This window comes from Pseudomonas sp. BNK-30 (assembly GCF_047456185.1).
GTDB lineage: Bacteria > Pseudomonadota > Gammaproteobacteria > Pseudomonadales > Pseudomonadaceae > Aquipseudomonas > Aquipseudomonas putida_E.
This window is the reverse complement of the sequence record NZ_CP179904.1, coordinates 669,754-684,379: the sequence shown is the minus strand read 5'-3', so window position 1 is coordinate 684,379 and position 14,626 is coordinate 669,754. Positions and strand designations below refer to the sequence as shown.

Annotated in this window: 15 protein-coding genes; 6 read left to right on the top strand and 9 right to left on the bottom strand. The window is 63.5% G+C overall.

Annotation, left to right across the window (positions count from 1 at the left end):
• Positions 1 to 17: 17 nt before the first annotated feature.
• The 5 genes from ACMGGN_RS03220 to ACMGGN_RS03200 all read right to left on the bottom strand — a co-directional run bounded on the left by ACMGGN_RS03220 (position 18) and on the right by ACMGGN_RS03200 (position 3,557).
• Positions 18 to 467, bottom strand: coding sequence for a YcgN family cysteine cluster protein (locus tag ACMGGN_RS03220; protein WP_042112095.1), 450 nt, complete (start codon positions 465 to 467; stop codon positions 18 to 20).
• 186 nt (positions 468 to 653) lie between these two features.
• Entirely contained in the window at positions 654 to 1,586 is a 933-nt protein-coding gene (locus ACMGGN_RS03215) for a D-2-hydroxyacid dehydrogenase (RefSeq protein ID WP_174142315.1), read from the bottom strand.
• A 78-nt stretch (positions 1,587 to 1,664) separates the two neighbouring features.
• Positions 1,665 to 1,958: a YcgL domain-containing protein gene (locus ACMGGN_RS03210; RefSeq protein WP_012315722.1), complete on the bottom strand. Its 294-nt coding sequence runs from the start codon at positions 1,956 to 1,958 to the stop codon at positions 1,665 to 1,667.
• Positions 1,955 to 3,088 (bottom strand): ribonuclease D, encoded by a 1,134-nt coding sequence (gene rnd / locus ACMGGN_RS03205; RefSeq protein ID WP_115274087.1) that lies wholly within the window; start codon positions 3,086 to 3,088, stop codon positions 1,955 to 1,957. Before rnd ends, ACMGGN_RS03210 begins: the two co-directional genes overlap by 4 nt.
• Before the next feature lie 103 nt (positions 3,089 to 3,191).
• The gene (locus tag ACMGGN_RS03200; protein ID WP_119687624.1) at positions 3,192 to 3,557 is read right to left on the bottom strand and encodes a 5-carboxymethyl-2-hydroxymuconate Delta-isomerase; all 366 of its coding nucleotides are present in this window, start codon (positions 3,555 to 3,557) and stop codon (positions 3,192 to 3,194) included.
• A 115-nt stretch (positions 3,558 to 3,672) separates the two neighbouring features.
• On the opposite strand from ACMGGN_RS03200, the gene ACMGGN_RS03195 reads away from it, so the two are divergent.
• The gene (locus ACMGGN_RS03195) at positions 3,673 to 3,909 is read left to right on the top strand and encodes a YdcH family protein (protein WP_012315725.1); all 237 of its coding nucleotides are present in this window, start codon (positions 3,673 to 3,675) and stop codon (positions 3,907 to 3,909) included.
• Between the two features lie 68 nt (positions 3,910 to 3,977).
• Here the strand turns inward: ACMGGN_RS03195 and ACMGGN_RS03190 are convergent, their stop codons facing one another.
• Positions 3,978 to 5,162: a trans-sulfuration enzyme family protein gene (locus tag ACMGGN_RS03190; RefSeq protein WP_414156456.1), complete on the bottom strand. Its 1,185-nt coding sequence runs from the start codon at positions 5,160 to 5,162 to the stop codon at positions 3,978 to 3,980.
• A gap of 122 nt (positions 5,163 to 5,284) precedes the next feature.
• Between ACMGGN_RS03190 and ACMGGN_RS03185 the strand changes: the two genes are divergently transcribed.
• Positions 5,285 to 5,746, top strand: coding sequence for an Lrp/AsnC family transcriptional regulator (locus ACMGGN_RS03185; protein ID WP_012315727.1), 462 nt, complete (start codon positions 5,285 to 5,287; stop codon positions 5,744 to 5,746).
• 23 nt (positions 5,747 to 5,769) lie between these two features.
• Here ACMGGN_RS03185 and ACMGGN_RS03180 read toward each other — a convergent pair whose 3' ends face one another.
• On the bottom strand, positions 5,770 to 8,097 hold the full coding sequence (locus tag ACMGGN_RS03180; RefSeq protein WP_414156455.1) for an FdhF/YdeP family oxidoreductase: 2,328 nt from the start codon (positions 8,095 to 8,097) through the stop codon (positions 5,770 to 5,772).
• A 320-nt stretch (positions 8,098 to 8,417) separates the two neighbouring features.
• Here ACMGGN_RS03180 and moaA point away from each other — a divergent pair, with 320 nt between their 5' ends.
• Together moaA and ACMGGN_RS03170 are read left to right on the top strand one after the other, a co-directional pair.
• A complete protein-coding gene (gene moaA, locus ACMGGN_RS03175) occupies positions 8,418 to 9,422 on the top strand; it encodes a GTP 3',8-cyclase MoaA (protein WP_115274084.1) in 1,005 nt (334 codons plus the stop codon).
• Positions 9,423 to 9,442: 20 nt separating this feature from the next.
• A complete protein-coding gene (locus tag ACMGGN_RS03170; RefSeq protein WP_115274083.1) occupies positions 9,443 to 10,342 on the top strand; it encodes a bestrophin family protein in 900 nt (299 codons plus the stop codon).
• Between the two features lie 42 nt (positions 10,343 to 10,384).
• Here ACMGGN_RS03170 and moaB read toward each other — a convergent pair whose 3' ends face one another.
• Entirely contained in the window at positions 10,385 to 10,924 is a 540-nt protein-coding gene (moaB, locus tag ACMGGN_RS03165; protein ID WP_046788010.1) for a molybdenum cofactor biosynthesis protein B, read from the bottom strand.
• Positions 10,925 to 11,063: 139 nt separating this feature from the next.
• Between moaB and ACMGGN_RS03160 the strand changes: the two genes are divergently transcribed.
• The gene (locus ACMGGN_RS03160) at positions 11,064 to 11,951 is read left to right on the top strand and encodes a LysR family transcriptional regulator (protein WP_115274081.1); all 888 of its coding nucleotides are present in this window, start codon (positions 11,064 to 11,066) and stop codon (positions 11,949 to 11,951) included.
• Here the strand turns inward: ACMGGN_RS03160 and ACMGGN_RS03155 are convergent.
• Positions 11,939 to 12,721, bottom strand: coding sequence for an AraC family transcriptional regulator (locus tag ACMGGN_RS03155; protein WP_046788008.1), 783 nt, complete (start codon positions 12,719 to 12,721; stop codon positions 11,939 to 11,941). The two genes, ACMGGN_RS03160 and ACMGGN_RS03155, sit on opposite strands and share 13 nt — an antisense overlap.
• 285 nt (positions 12,722 to 13,006) lie before the next feature.
• Between ACMGGN_RS03155 and ACMGGN_RS03150 the strand changes: the two genes are divergently transcribed.
• Complete coding sequence (locus ACMGGN_RS03150) at positions 13,007 to 14,623, top strand: APC family permease (protein WP_125925095.1); 1,617 nt, start codon at positions 13,007 to 13,009, stop codon at positions 14,621 to 14,623.
• The last annotated feature ends 3 nt before the right edge of the window (positions 14,624 to 14,626 follow it).

Below are 14,626 nucleotides of genomic sequence, written 5' to 3'. Positions count from 1 at the left end.
GCGACGGAGGATGCCGCTCAGCTGGCGCGAAAAATCAGGTGGTCTTCCCAGTCGTCTTCGTCCACATCCTGCTCCCTGAGCATACGCCCCGACTGGGAAATGCGCTGTTCATGCACCTGGCTGCGGTCGCCGCAGACCAGATGGTGCCAGGCCGGCAGGTCCTTGCCCTCGCTGACCAGACGATACCCGCAGGTGCTCGGCAGCCACTTGAACTGGTCAGCCTTGCCAGGGGTGAGCTGGATGCAATCGGGCACTTGGGCGAAACGGTTGGGGTAGTCGCTGCACTGGCAGGTGTTCATGTCCAGCAGCTTGCAGGCAATACGGGTGTAATAGACGCTGTTGTCGTCCTCGTCCTCGAGCTTTTGCAGGCAGCACAAGCCACAGCCGTCACACAGCGACTCCCACTCTTGCGGGTCGAGTTGTTCGAGGGTCTTGCGCCGCCAGAACGGCGCGCTTTCAGCGATCATCACACGGGTTTCCTGCATTGGGCCTGCGCCAGGCTTGATGCTGGAAGCTCCAGGCAATTGCGGCGCGTATGGCTTTTTTCTGGTGGCTTGCAGCTTGAGTGTTGTAGCTGGGCGCCATGGCGGCGCCAGTCTAGAGCCTGGCCTTCGGCAATGCCAGACCGCTTGTCAGTACCGACCGGCTGCAGCTCAATAGCCGCGCGCGAAATCCACTTCGCCACGCAACCCTTGCCCTGCCTGGTATTGCCGCACGTTCTCGACAAACAGCCGTACCATCGCCGCCGGCGAAGTCGGTGCCGAGCTGTGGCCGGTCAGCAACAACCCCCACGCTGTCCAGAACGGGTGACGCTGCGGCAACGGCTCCTGCCGGCACACATCGATCACCGCGCCCGCCAGATCCCCCTGCTTCAGCGCCTCGACCAGGTCAGCATCGACCACCGCCACCCCACGCCCGGCATTGAGGAACAGCGCACTGGGCCGGAAGCACTTGAACAGCGCGGCGTCATAAAGGTCATGGGTTGCCGGGGTATCCGGCAACAGGTTGAGCACGTAATCGGCCTGCCCGACCATCCGTGGCAAATCAGCCAACCCGGCGACCTCGACGAACGGCGCCTGCTCGCGGGGCGTGCTGGCGATGCCATAGAGGGTCACGCCAAACGGCAAGAGAAATTCGGCCACGCGTTGGCCGATATCGCCAGTACCCACGATCAACACCTTGCGCCCTTCAAGCGTGCGCCCCGGGCGGTCGTCCCAACGGCGCTCCACCTGGCTCACCAGCCGAGACAGCACTTCGCGCTCGTGCCCCAGCATATAGGTGAGCATGTACTCGGCCATCACCTGGCCAAAGATGCCGACCGCACGGGTCAGGCGGTAATCACGCGGCAAGCCATCGGCCAGCAAGGGCGTGATGCCGGCCCAGGTCGATTGCATCCAGGCCGGCTTGTGGCCCTGGCGCAGCAGACTGGCAAGCAGGTCTGGCTGGCCCAGCCAGACCGGGCACTGGGGTGCCTGCAAGGCCAATTCGGCGGAATCGCCGCTGGTCAGGATTTCCAGGTCCGGGGCCGCTTCAGCCAGCAGGCGGGCGTAGTTGGCATGATCCTGCTCAGCGATCAGAACGCGCATCAAAGTGACAACCTTGGCAGACAACGAAGGCGGCCCGGCATGCGGGCCACCTTGGGGAGTGAAGGGAGAGTGGCCGGGTCAGACCGGGTCGTTTCGGCGCAGAAGTTCTTCCGGCAAATGCTCGATGTACTCGTCCTCGGCCGGCGGCATCTGCAGGTGGTAACCCTGGTTTTCGAGGTTGTCCAGCACCTTGACGATGTCCTCGCGGGCCAGCTTGCGCTCGGGGCTCAGCACCAGGTCGAAGGCATGCACGGGCGTGCCGAAGAACGGCAGCAGCGCCTCGGGCACGCGCTCCAGGCCCTCGGCCTTGAGTACGTAGAGGTACATTTCGTTCTTGCGGGGGCTCTTGTAGATCGAGCAGATACGTTTCATCGGGTTTCTCCGGCGCCCGCCAGGTCGTCCAGCAGGGCCTGGCCCATCCGCTCACGGCGCCAGCCGCGCAGCGAATCGGGCAGTTGATAGGGGCCATTGGGGTAGCCGCTCTTGAGCAGGGCTTCCAGGGCCTTTTTGCGCAGCATCAGCTCCGGAGCAATGCCCAAGCGCTCGCCTTCGGCCTGGCCGATGGCGCGCAGGCGCTTGAGGATGCCGGCCGCTTCGATCGGCAGCGGTTCGGGCAACGTGGCCGGCCATTGCTCAGGCGGCAGGCTGGCGGCGCGCTTGATCAGCTCGATCAGGAAGGCGCCATCCTGGCGGATGGTGCGTGGGTGCATTTCATCGATCTTGGCCAGGGCCGACAAGTTGTCCGGCTGGTTCTTGGCCATTGGCCACAGCGAGTGTTCCTTGAGGATACGGTTGCGCGGCACATCGCGGCTGCGTGCTTCACGCTCGCGCCAGGCGCACAGCTCGCGGAGCACCGCCAGTTGCTGGCGGCCCAGCTTCCAGGCCAGCTTGACATCGCGGTACAGGGTCTCGGGCTCGACCTCACGGCGCAACGCCGCCACCAGTTCGGCACCGTCTTCCAGCACCCACGCGTACTTGTCGTCGGACAGCCGGGGGCGCAAGGCCGCAAACAGTTCGGCCAGGTGCACGGCATCCTCGGCGGCGTAGCTGACCTGGGTGTCCGACAGCGGGCGCTGCAGCCAGTCCGAGCGGGTTTCACCCTTGGGCAGCTCAAGGCCCAGCACTTCTTGGACCAGGCGCGAATAGCCCATGGAGAAGCCCAGGTTCAGGTAGCCCGCGGCCAACTGCGTGTCGAACAGCGGCTGGGGCAGCTTGCCGGTCAGGCGCAGCAGCACTTCGAGGTCTTCGCTGCAGGCGTGCAGCACCTTGACCACGCCGGCATCCTCTAGCAGTTCGCCCAGCGGCTGCCAGTCGCCGATCAGCAACGGGTCGATGAGATAAGCCCGCTCGCCGTCACCGATCTGGATCAGGCCGGCTTTCGGGTAAAAGGTGTCGACCCGCATGAATTCGGTGTCGAGCGCCACAAAGGGCAATGTGCGCCACCTCTGGCAGAGTTCGGCCAGGGTCTGGTCGTCACGGATCCAGTGTATTTCGATGGCCACGAGGCTCTCCCACAAACATTGGCGCGCAGTATATACGGCGCGGGCCCTGCGGGTGAAACCTGACGAACATCTGCGCCGACTACCGGGAAGCTTGCGCTACCGCTCAGCCTGGCAAGCGAAGCTTGGCGTAAGGCTCGCGGTCGATATCCAGCACTTCCACGCACAATTGCAGGTCTACGCCCGCATGCTCAGGTATGGCCTCACGCAGTACCTCCAGCAAGCTGGCGGACAATTGCTTCTTTACCTCCGCCGGGCGCCCGCTGAGGATGGCCAGGCGCACATGGGCAAATGCCCGCTCGGCCGGTGCTGTGCCCACCCGGTAATGGGCGAACGCCTGGGCGCGGCTTTTGATGTCCGCCTCATCGGCAAACTGGCCGCTGCCGACCAGGGCGTGATTCAGGCGCAGCAGCAGTACCTCGACATTCAGCTCGCGCAAGTTGTCGCTGTATTCCAGGTTCAGGTGAGGCATGGCACAGGTTCCAGGCGTTGGGGGAAGCGACAGCCTACCCCAGTCCCCTACCCGCGCAAAGGCGGCTATCCTCAAAGGTCAGGACCTTACTGACAACCCTGACAGAGGTGAAGAAATGCCAGTTCCGCATGATCTGCTCGCTGACTTGCACGTTACCGCCGATGCATTCCAGGCACTGATAGACAAGGACCAGACGCTGCATGCCCTGCACAAGGAATACAACGCCAAAGACAAGGAGGTGGTAGCCGCCGAAGGCAATGGGACCAACGACGATACCGTCAACCGCCTGCGCAAGGAGCGCCTGCTGATCAAGGACAAGATCGAGCGAATCATTCATCCGCCGAAATCCTGATGGCTCTCTGCTGAATCAATCGGCCTGTCGCCGGCAAGCCCGCTTGCCGGCGACAGGCCCAACACCCGTTACACAGCAGCCGATGCGTTCAAAGCCCCGTCCAGGTCTTCGATCAGGTCCCGGTAATCCTCTATCCCGATCGACAGCCGCAACAGGCTTTCACTGATGCCCATCACCCCCTTCTGCTCGGGGCTCAGTGAGTTGTGCGACATGCTCCAGGAGTGGTTGATCATGCTCTCCACGCCGCCCAGCGAATCGGCCAGGACAAAGATCTGCAATGCCTCCACCAGGCGGTTGAGCGCAGCCCGGTCACCGTTCTTGACCTTCATTGCCACCACCGCCCCGCCAGCGCGCATCTGGCGTTTGCACAGCGCGTGCTGCGGGTGGCTCTCCAGGCCCGGGTAATACACCTGCTCGATCTGCGGATGGCTTTCCAGAAAGCGTGCCACCTGCAGGGCATTGGCACACTGGCGCTCCATGCGCACGTCGAGGGTTTTCAGGCCACGCAGGGCCAGGTAACAGTCGAACGGACCCTGGATTGCCCCCACGGCCATGCTGATCTTGCGCAGGCACCCCAGCAAGGCGTCATTGGCAGCCACCACCACGCCGCCGGTCAGGTCGGAGTGGCCGCCAATGTATTTGCTGGCCGAATGCATCACCAGGTCCACACCGAGGGTGATCGGCCGCTGGTTCCACGGCGAGCAGAAGGTGTTGTCGATGCAGGTGAGAATGCCACGCGCCCGCGCCAGGTCGCAGACCGCCTTGATGTCGACCAGGTGCAGCAACGGGTTGGTCGGCGACTCGATCCAGATCAACTGGGTTTCGGGTTTGATCGCCGCCGCTACGGCCGCGACATCGTTGAGGTCGACATAGGTGGTGGTAAGGCCCGACGTGCGTGCGCGGTAGTCTTCAAGAATGCGGAAGGTGCCGCCGTAGACACCGTTCATCACCACCACATGAGCGTCCTTGGGGAGCAGCTCCAGCACCGTGGCGGTGGCGTTTACACCCGAGGCACAGGCCACCGCGCCAACACCCTCTTCAAGCGCCGCGACACAGCTTTCATAGGCATGCCGGGTCGGGTTGCCGACGCGGCTGTAGGCGTACTCGGGGTTGTCATCGAGGCTGCGTTTGATATACGAGCTGGCGGTGTAGATAGGCGGGAAGATCGCGTTATCGGCGACACTGAACTGCTCACCGGCGTGGATGGTACGGGTGGCGAAATTGCGCGGCTTGTCGGACATGGTCGGGCCCATTGGCAGATGTAAGTGCGCAACTATCGCACAATCACCTGCAGCCACAACGCCGGCGGTTGCGGGAATTTTTTCTATCGTTGGGGTAATCTGGGGAATATTTTCCTGACCGCCAGCGGATCCTCATGGACAGTTTCGACCAGCACATCCTCACCCTGCTCCAGCGCGACGCCTCGCTCTCGCTCAAGGACCTGGCCGAAGCCGTCAACCTCTCCACCACCCCCTGCTGGAAGCGAGTCAAACGCCTGGAAGAGGATGGCTACATCCTCGGCCGCGTCGCCCTGCTCGACCCCGAACGCCTGGGCCTGGGCCTGACGGTATTCGTCCAGCTCAAGACCCAGCGCCACGACAGCGCCTGGCTGGAGCAGTTTGCCGAGACGGTGAAAGGCTTCGAGGAGGTGATGGAGTTCTATCGCATGTCAGGGGACTGGGATTACATGCTGCGGGTGGTGGTGGGCGATATCGCCGCCTACGACCGGTTCTACAAAAAGCTGATTACCAGCACCGATGGGCTCTCCAACATCACGTCCAGCTTTGCCATGGAACAGATGAAATACACCACGGCTTTCCCGGTACACAGGCCCTGATCGGTGCCTGCCTTAGCGCCCCATCACTGCGCCGCCACCGCTTCGATCCGGTTCCCCGCCTTGGCCTTCTCAAGCCGAATCGCCACGAATTTCGACGTCGGCGTATAGGTGCCCTCGCCGTAACTTTCCAACGGCACCAGCGGGTTGGTTTCCGGGTAGTAGGCCGCTGCCTGCCCATCGGGAATGTCGTAGGGCACCAGGCGGAAGCCCGATACCCGGCGCTCCACACCGTCCTCCCACAGTGACACCAGGTCTACGTGCTCACCCGGCTCGAAGCCCAGGCGGCGGATGTCCGCCTCGCTGACGAACACCACTTCTCGCAGGCCAAACACGCCCCGATAACGATCATCTAGCCCATAAAGCGTGGTGTTGTACTGGTCATGCGAGCGCATCGTCTGCAGGATCAGGTCAGGCTTGTCGCCACGGGCGAGCACCTGGGCATTGACCAGATGCTCTGGCAACGGGCTGGCACTGAAACGCGCCTTGCCGGTCGCCGTGCGCCAGCTGCGCTGGGCGGCACTGTTGCCCAGGTGGAAACCGCCTGGCTGCTGCAGGCGCTGGTTGAAGTTGGCAAAGCCGGGGATGACATCGGCGATCATGCTGCGAATACGGCCATAGTCGGCAACGGCGTATTCCCAATCGATGGGCTTGTTGCCCAGCGTGGCCTTGGCCATGCCGGCAATGATCCAGGGTTCCGACCGCATGTGCGGGGAACGCGGGCGCAGTTGGCCATTGGAGATATGCACCATGCTGAAGGTGTCTTCCACGGTCACGCCCTGCGGCCCGCCGGCTTGCAGGTCGATCTCGGTGCGCCCCAGGCAGGGCAGGATCAGCGCATCGCGGCCAGTGACCAGGTGCGAACGGTTGAGCTTGGTGGAGATTTGCACCGTCAGCGCACAGTTGCGCAGGGCCGCGTGGGTGCGGGGGGTGTCCGGCGTCGCCTGGGCGAAGTTGCCACCCAGCGCGATGAACACCTTGGCACGCTGTTGCTCCATGGCCTGGATCGCCAGCACCGCGTTGTGCCCATGGGCGCGAGGTACGCGGAACTGGAAGCGTTTTTCCAAGGCATCGAGCAACGCCGCCCTGGGTTTCTCGTCGATGCCCATGGTGCGGTCGCCTTGCACGTTGCTGTGGCCACGCACCGGCGACAGGCCCGCCCCGGGCTTGCCGACGTTGCCGCGCAACAGTTGCAGGTTGACGATCTCCTGCACGGTCGGCACCGAGTGACGGTGCTGGGTGATGCCCATCGCCCAGCACATGATCACCCGCTCGGCCTTGCGGTACATGCGCGCGGCCAGCTCGATCTCGGCCAGGGTCAGGCCGGACTGCTCGACGATATGGTCCCACGAGGTGGCATCCACTGCCGCCAGGTAGGCGTCCACACCGCTGGTGTGCGCGGCGATGAAGTCATGGTCCAATACCGCTGGTTCACCCTTGGCCTGGGCTTCGCGCTCCCACTGCAGCAGGTACTTGGCAATGCCGCGCATGGCCGCCATGTCGCCGCCCAGGGCTGGGCGGAAGTAGGCGGTGTTGGTCGGCTCGGAGCCGTTGCTGAGCATTTCGAACGGGTGCTGCGGGTGCTGGAAGCGCTCCAGGCCACGCTCTTTGAGCGGGTTGAAGCACACCACCTGGGCGCCGCGCTTGACCGCTTCACGCAGCGGTTCGAGCATGCGCGGGTGATTGGTGCCGGGGTTCTGGCCGATGACGAAGATCGCGTCGGCCAGCTCCAGGTCGTGAAACACCACGGTGCCCTTGCCTACGCCGAGGGTTTCCGACATGCCCACGCCGCTGGCTTCGTGGCACATGTTCGAGCAGTCAGGGAAGTTGTTGGTGCCATAGGCGCGGACGAACAGCTGGTAGAGGAATGCCGCCTCGTTGCTGGCCCGGCCGGAGGTGTAGAACTCGGCCTCATCGGGCGAATCCAGCGCCTGCAAGTGCCGGGCGACCAGGGCAAAGGCCTCTTCCCAAGTGGTTTCGACGTAATGGTCGGTAGCCGCATCGTAGCGCATCGGGTGGGTCAAACGGCCCTGGTATTCGAGCCAGTAGTCGGTCTGCTCGGCCAGCGCGCTGACGCTGTACCTGGCAAAAAACGCGGGGTCGACCGAACGGCCGGTGGCCTCCCAGTTGACCGCCTTGGCGCCGTTCTCGCAGAACTTGACCATGTCGCTTTCCGGCGACTCGCCCCAGGCGCAGCCGGGGCAGTCGAAACCGCCGTTCTGGTTGGTCTTGAGCATGGCCCGCAGGTTCTTGAAGGCGTTGTCACTGCCCAGCCAGCTCTTGGTCACGCTCTTGAGCGCGCCCCAGCCGGCGGCCGGCCCCTTGTAGTCCCTGATATGTTCGTCCTGGCTCATGCGGTCAATCCTCACGCGGGCATCGAAAAGTGCAGCGGATCGTGTCGTCCGGTGCTTGTTTTTCAGCCTATGGAGGCCGACAGGGGGCCGTCCAATCGAAATGTCTTACGGGGTGATAGGCCGTTTCGATGATGGGCTGGTGTTGGCAGCGTTCCCTTCGCGGGTAATCACGCAAACGCGACAATCCGATCAAGGCCTTGGAGTACTGGCCCTGCAGCCGTGATAGATGAGATTGATCAAGCAGTCGGGCAAAGCAATTTGACGGCGAACACCGCAGGTTATAGCGTGGAACCAGTACTCCTCCCCTGCCGAGCGCGAACGTGGAACAGAACAGCCGGGCCCTGATCGACGGCTTCAACCGGAAAATCGACTACCTGCGGATGTCGGTCACGGACCGCTGCGACTTCCGTTGCGTCTACTGCATGGCTGAAGACATGCAGTTCCTGCCGCGCCAGCAGATCCTCAGCCTTGAGGAATTGTTCCAGGTGGCTGAACGCTTCGTCGCCTTAGGCACTCGCAAGATTCGCCTCACCGGCGGCGAGCCGCTGGTCCGCCAGGGCATCGTCGACCTGTGCGGGCGCATTGCCGCCCTGCCCGGCCTGCGTGAACTGTGCATGACCAGCAACGGCTCGCAGCTCCCCCGCCTGTCTCAGCCGCTGTTCGACGCCGGCCTGTCACGCCTGAACATCAGCCTCGACAGCCTCGATGCAGAACGTTTCAAGCAACTGACCCGCACCGGCGACCTGGCCCAGGTGATCGCCGGCATCGACGCGGCCCGCCGCGCGGGTTTTCAGCGCATCAAACTCAACTGCGTGGTGCTCAAGGGGCGCAACGACCATGAGCTGGTCGACCTGGTGCGCTTTGCCATCGACCGCGAACTGGACATCACTTTCATTGAAGAAATGCCGCTGGGCGTGATCAACGAGCATGAACGCGGCGAGTCGTTCTGCTCCAGCGACGAAGTGCGCGCGCGCCTGGCCGAGCAATTCACCCTGATCGAGTCGACCGAGTCGTCCCAGGGCCCGGCGCGTTACTGGCGCCTGGCAGAAGCGGCGAGCACCCGTGTCGGGTTCATCTCGCCGCACAGCCACAACTTCTGCGCCACCTGCAACCGTGTGCGCCTGACCGTCGAAGGCCGGCTGCTGCTGTGCCTGGGCAATGAACATTCGATGGACCTCAAACAGGTGCTGCGTGCCCACCCGGGTGATGCCGAGCGGCTGGAAAAAGCCATCCGCGATTCGCTGCACCTCAAGCCCTACCGCCATCATTTCGAGGTCGGTGGCGATGTGCAGATCCTGCGCTTCATGAACATGACCGGCGGCTGACCGGCCGTCTCTGGACTTCCATGATCGTTCACTCTCGCCCCGATGTGTTGCGCGTGCTGTTCACCCTCAAGGGTTCGATCGTCAAGCGCATTGCCTTGCGCTGCCTGATGGTCACCTTGCTCGCCGCCTTGATCGTGCTGGTCGAACGCCACTTCCCGGCGTTTTTCTACCCCGTCAGCGCCACCCCCTTCACATTGCTTGGCCTGTCGCTGTCGATCTTCATGAGCTTTCGCAACAATGCCTGTTACGACCGTTGGTGGGAGGGGCGCAAGGCCTGGGGGAAGATGATCATCGAGACCCGCTCGTTCATACGTGAGAGCGTGGTGATCGCCGATGAAAAGCTGCGCGCCGAGGTGCTGCACAGCCTGTGCGGCTTTGCCCATGCGCTCAATGCCCGGTTGCGCAATGAGGATGATGTGGCCGCCGCCCGGCCGTGGCTGGCCAACCCCGCTGCGATCCGCCCGCACAATGTCTGCGACGGTATCTTGCAGGAAGTTGGCGCCCGCTGCTCACGCCTGGCCGAGCAGCAGCAGATCAGCGACTGGCGCTACAGCCTGTTGGAACAACGCCTGGTCGGGTTGTCAGAGGTACAGGCCACCTGCGAGCGGATCAAGGGCACACCGCTGCCCTTCCCCTATACCCTGCTGCTGCACCGGACCATCTACATCTTCTGCCTGTTGCTGCCGTTCGCGCTGGCCGAGCCCCTGGGCTGGCTGGCACCGCTGTTTACCACCATTGTGGGGTACACCTTCTTTGGGCTGGATGCGATCGGCAATGAACTGGAAGACCCGTTCGGGCGAGACGAGAACGACCTGCCGACCGATGCCATGGTGCGCACGGTCGAGCGGGATGTGCTGGGGGCCTTGGGCGTGGAGCCGCTGCCACCGGCGCTGCAGCCGGTGGAGCATGTGTTGAGCTGACTGGCCCTATCGCCGGCAAGCTGGCGATAGGGCCGGAACTGATCAACCGCGTGTGTCGCAGGGCGCGATGGGCTTAAGGTGCTTCACAAAATTACAAGGCTGGTGCCGCGCATCCAGCTGCTCCACCAGGATGCCTTCCCACGCCGTGCGGCAGGCACCGGTAGAACCTGGCAGGCAGCACACCAGAGTGCCATTGGCCATGCCGGCCAACGCCCGGCTCTGCACGGTCGAGGTACCGACATCAAGAATGGACAACGCCCGGAACAGCTCGCCGAAACCGTCGATACGCCGATCGAACAGGCACTCCACCGCTTCCGGTGTGCTGTCCCGCCCGGTGAAACCGGTGCCGCCGGTGATCAGCACCACCTGCACCTGCTCATCGGCAATCCAGGTGGCCACCTGGGCGCGGATCTTGTACAGGTCGTCCTTGAGCAGCGCACGCGCCACCAGGCGATGGCCGATCTGCACCGGGCGGCTGGCGAGCAGCTCACCCGAAGTGTCGTTGTCGTAGGTGCGGGTGTCGCTGACCGTCAGTACGGCGATATTGAGCGGTACGAAGACCGCGTCGGATTGAACGCGCACAGTGAAGCTCCTTGTATGGCATGGTCGTTACGCTAGAGACATGACCAGAGCGCGTCCAATCGATATGCCGTACCGCCCGATCAATGACATCTATCGCTGACTTGGTTAAGGTCAGCACAACCAGACCCCAGGCACTCCCATGGACATCAAGCAGCTCAAGTTCCTCATCGCCCTCGACCAGACCCGCCACTTCGGCCAGGCTGCGGCGCTGTGCCATATCACCCAGCCGACCCTGTCCATGCGCCTGCGCAACCTGGAAGACGAACTGGAACTGGTGCTGGTCAAACGCGGCCAGCGCTTCGAGGGCTTCACCGAAGCCGGCGAGCGCATCCTGGCCTGGGCCCGCACCCTGCTCGCCGCCCATGATGGCCTGCAGGCCGAGGCAGCCAGCTGCCGCGGCCAAGTGGTTGGTAGCTTGCGCCTGGGCACCGTGCCGCTGGCCAGCTTCAACCCCATGCAGCTGCTGCTGCCGCTGCGCGAAAAATACCCCGAGCTGCAGTTTCAGCTCAGCTCGCACAGCACCGAGCAGATCATGGATGGCCTGAGCCGCAACCAGCTCGACCTGGGGATCTGCTATCTGGACCAGGTCAACGCCAACTTCTTCGAGGTGATCGAACTGGGCACCACCACCATGGGCCTGCTGCACGATACCCGGCACTTCCAGTTCGAAGCCGACACCCTGCGTTGGGAGGAACTGGGCGAAATCCCTCTGGGCTTGCTGAGCAAGGGGATGCACTACCGTCAGTCGCTCGACCTGAGCTTTCGCAGCCGCAGCCTGGAACCCAATGCCGTGCTGGAAAGCGACTCGAGCTTCCAGTTGGTTCAAGCCATCAACACCGGCGTGTGCTGCGCAATCATGCCGCTCGATTGCGGGCTGGAAGACCTGAGCGAGCACATGCGCATCATCCCGATCACCGACGCCAGCATCCACAGCCCCGTCGGCCTGCTGCTGCGCCGCAGCGAGCCGCGCTCGGCGATTGCCGAACAGTGTTTTGACGAAGCCCGCACACTGTTTCAACCCTCCTGAGCGGCAGTCGCCTGACGGTACTGGCGCGGTGTAAAACCCGTAAGTTGCTTGAACTGCCGGCTGAAAGCACTGTGGTCGGTGTAACCGCACTGCAACGCCACTTCGGTGATCGGCAAGTCGCTGTGCAGCAGCCGATGGGCATGTTCCAGCCGCGCCTTGTGAATCATTTGCCGAGGTGTGAGGTGGAATACCCGCTTGCAGTAGCGCTCCAGTTGCGCGACGGAAATGCCGGCAATGCGGGTCAGTTCACCCAGGCTGATCGGTTGATGAAAGTGCCGCCGAATATGCTCGTCCACCGCGGCCAGGCGCTGGTAGGCGGGGTGCGTGTCTGCCGCTGACTGCAGGTCGACCGAAATGCCTACCAGCCCAATGATCTGGCCGGCACTGTCATGCAGCGGGCGCTTGTGCGTCAGGCACCAGCCCGGTTCACGGCTGCCGTACAGGTGCAGCTCGAGCTGGTCTTCCAGCACCAGGCCATCCTTGAGCACACGACGGTCCTGCTCGGTATAACCGGGGCCCAGTTGCGCCGGGAAGACTTCGGCGCTGGTCTTGCCCAACAGTGGTTGCAGGCGCTTGAGGCCGCAGCGCTGAACCAGGGTGTTGTTGGCCAGCACATAGCGGGCATCCGGATCCTTGATGAAGATCGCGGCGTTGGGGATGGCATCGAGGATCGGCAACAGCAGGGATACCCCGGCGAGCAGTGCCTGAAGGCTGGCGGGGCGGTGCTGGTCCAAGTTCTGGTACAGGGCTGCCAGGGTGGCGTCGGCCATCAGTCAATTCTCTAGTGTCTGCACCGGCGCCATCGCCGGCAAAACTCTCAAACCCTTGTACAGCAGGGCCTCCAGCCTATCCAGCCTGGCGACCGGCGCGCCAGTCTTTTCTGCAATTGTGCCGATTTCGTCATCTGCCCTGCAGAAAACCATCAAGAACCGTGGCCCCGTTCGGTCCACTCTAGTTCCCACGCAAGCCGCCCAAGACCTACAAGAGCGCGGCCCCAAAAGCCGCACCTGGTGACATCAGACCTGCCTATCCAAAACCTACAAAAAGGCGACCCCATGTCAGGCAAATTCAAGAAACAGCTGTCATTGCTGGACCTCACCTTCATCGGCCTCGGCGCCATCTTCGGCTCCGGCTGGCTGTTCGCCGCCAGCCACGTCTCGGCCATTGCCGGGCCGGCCGGCATCCTCTCCTGGTTTCTCGGCGGCTTCGCCGTACTGCTACTGGGCATCGTTTACTGCGAGCTCGGCGCCGCGCTGCCACGCGCCGGGGGTGTGGTGCGCTACCCGGTGTACTCGCACGGCCCACTGCTCGGCTACCTGATGGGTTTCATCACCCTGATCGCCTTCTCCAGCCTGATCGCCATCGAAGTGGTCGCATCACGCCAGTACGCCGCAGCCTGGTTCCCCGGCCTGACCAAGGCCGGCTCCAGCGACCCCACCGTGCTCGGCTGGTTGGTGCAGTTTGCGCTGCTGGGGCTGTTCTTCCTGCTCAACTACCGCAGCGTCAAGACCTTCGCCAAGGCCAACAACCTGGTCAGCGTGTTCAAGTTCATCGTGCCGCTGCTGGTGATCGGTGTGCTGTTCACCTTCTTCAAGCCAGAGAACTTCGAGGTCCAGGGCTTCGCCCCCTTCGGCATGTCCGGTGTGGAAATGGCCGTCTCGGCTGGCGGCATCATCTTCGCTTACCTGGGCCTGACACCAATTATCTCGGTGGCAAGCGAGGTCAAGAACCCACAGCGCACCATACCCATCGCGCTGATCCTCTCCGTGCTGCTGTCCACCGCGATCTATGCCCTGCTGCAACTGGCCTTCCTTGGCAGCGTGCCAACCGAAATGCTGACCAACGGCTGGGCTTCGGTGACCAAGGAACTGGCCCTGCCCTACCGTGACATCGCCTTGGCCCTGGGCGTAGGCTGGCTGGCCTACCTGGTGGTGGCCGATGCGGTGATCTCCCCCAGCGGCTGCGGCAACATCTACATGAACGCCACCCCGCGGGTGATCTATGGCTGGGCCCAGACCGGCACCTTCTTCAAGTATTTCACCCGCATCGACGAGCAATCGGGCATCCCACGCCCGGCGCTGTGGCTGACCTTCGGCCTGTCAGTGTTCTGGACCCTGCCCTTTCCGTCCTGGGAAGCGCTGATCAACGTGGTGTCTGCAGCCCTGGTGCTGAGCTATGCCGTAGCGCCGGTCACCGTCGCTGCCCTGCGCCGCAATGCGCCAGATATGCCACGCCCGTTCCGGGTCAAGGGCATGGGCGTGCTGGGCCCGCTGTCGTTCATCATCGCCGCGCTGATCGTCTACTGGTCCGGCTGGAACACCGTGTCGTGGCTACTGGCCCTGCAGATCGTGATGTTCGTGCTGTACCTGCTGTGCGGCCGCTTCGTGCCGACCCAGCACCTGTCGCTGGCCCAGCAGGTGCGCTCCAGCGCCTGGCTGATCGGCTTTTACGCGGTGACCATCCTGCTTTCCTGGCTGGGCAGTTTCGGCGGCCTGGGCGTGATCGGCCACCCGTTCGATACCGTGGTCGTCGCGGCCTGCGCGCTGGGCATCTACTACTGGGGTGCTGCCACCGGCGTGCCAGCCCACCTGGTGCGCCTGGAAGGCGAAGACGAAAGCGAAACAAGCCACGAGGCCCAGGCCGCCACTCGCCCGGCTGCACTGGCCTCCTGAAGG

Excerpts from the sequence above, each read along its gene's own strand:
- ACMGGN_RS03220 (WP_042112095.1), bottom strand. The coding sequence starts at position 467 with ATGATCGCTGAAAGCGCGCCGTTCTGGCGGCGCAAGACCCTCGAACAA.
- ACMGGN_RS03170 (WP_115274083.1), top strand. The coding sequence starts at position 9,443 with ATGATCGTTCACTCTCGCCCCGATGTGTTGCGCGTGCTGTTCACCCTC.
- ACMGGN_RS03215 (WP_174142315.1), bottom strand. The coding sequence starts at position 1,586 with ATGCGCGTTCTGATCGCTGAGCAGGATCATGCCAACTACGCCCGCCTG.
- ACMGGN_RS03200 (WP_119687624.1), bottom strand. The coding sequence starts at position 3,557 with ATGCCTCACCTGAACCTGGAATACAGCGACAACTTGCGCGAGCTGAAT.
- ACMGGN_RS03210 (WP_012315722.1), bottom strand. The coding sequence starts at position 1,958 with ATGAAACGTATCTGCTCGATCTACAAGAGCCCCCGCAAGAACGAAATG.
- ACMGGN_RS03160 (WP_115274081.1), top strand. The coding sequence starts at position 11,064 with ATGGACATCAAGCAGCTCAAGTTCCTCATCGCCCTCGACCAGACCCGC.
- ACMGGN_RS03185 (WP_012315727.1), top strand. The coding sequence starts at position 5,285 with ATGGACAGTTTCGACCAGCACATCCTCACCCTGCTCCAGCGCGACGCC.
- ACMGGN_RS03195 (WP_012315725.1), top strand. The coding sequence starts at position 3,673 with ATGCCAGTTCCGCATGATCTGCTCGCTGACTTGCACGTTACCGCCGAT.
- ACMGGN_RS03150 (WP_125925095.1), top strand. The coding sequence starts at position 13,007 with ATGTCAGGCAAATTCAAGAAACAGCTGTCATTGCTGGACCTCACCTTC.
- ACMGGN_RS03155 (WP_046788008.1), bottom strand. The coding sequence starts at position 12,721 with ATGGCCGACGCCACCCTGGCAGCCCTGTACCAGAACTTGGACCAGCAC.
- ACMGGN_RS03180 (WP_414156455.1), bottom strand. The coding sequence starts at position 8,097 with ATGAGCCAGGACGAACATATCAGGGACTACAAGGGGCCGGCCGCCGGC.
- ACMGGN_RS03190 (WP_414156456.1), bottom strand. The coding sequence starts at position 5,162 with ATGGGCCCGACCATGTCCGACAAGCCGCGCAATTTCGCCACCCGTACC.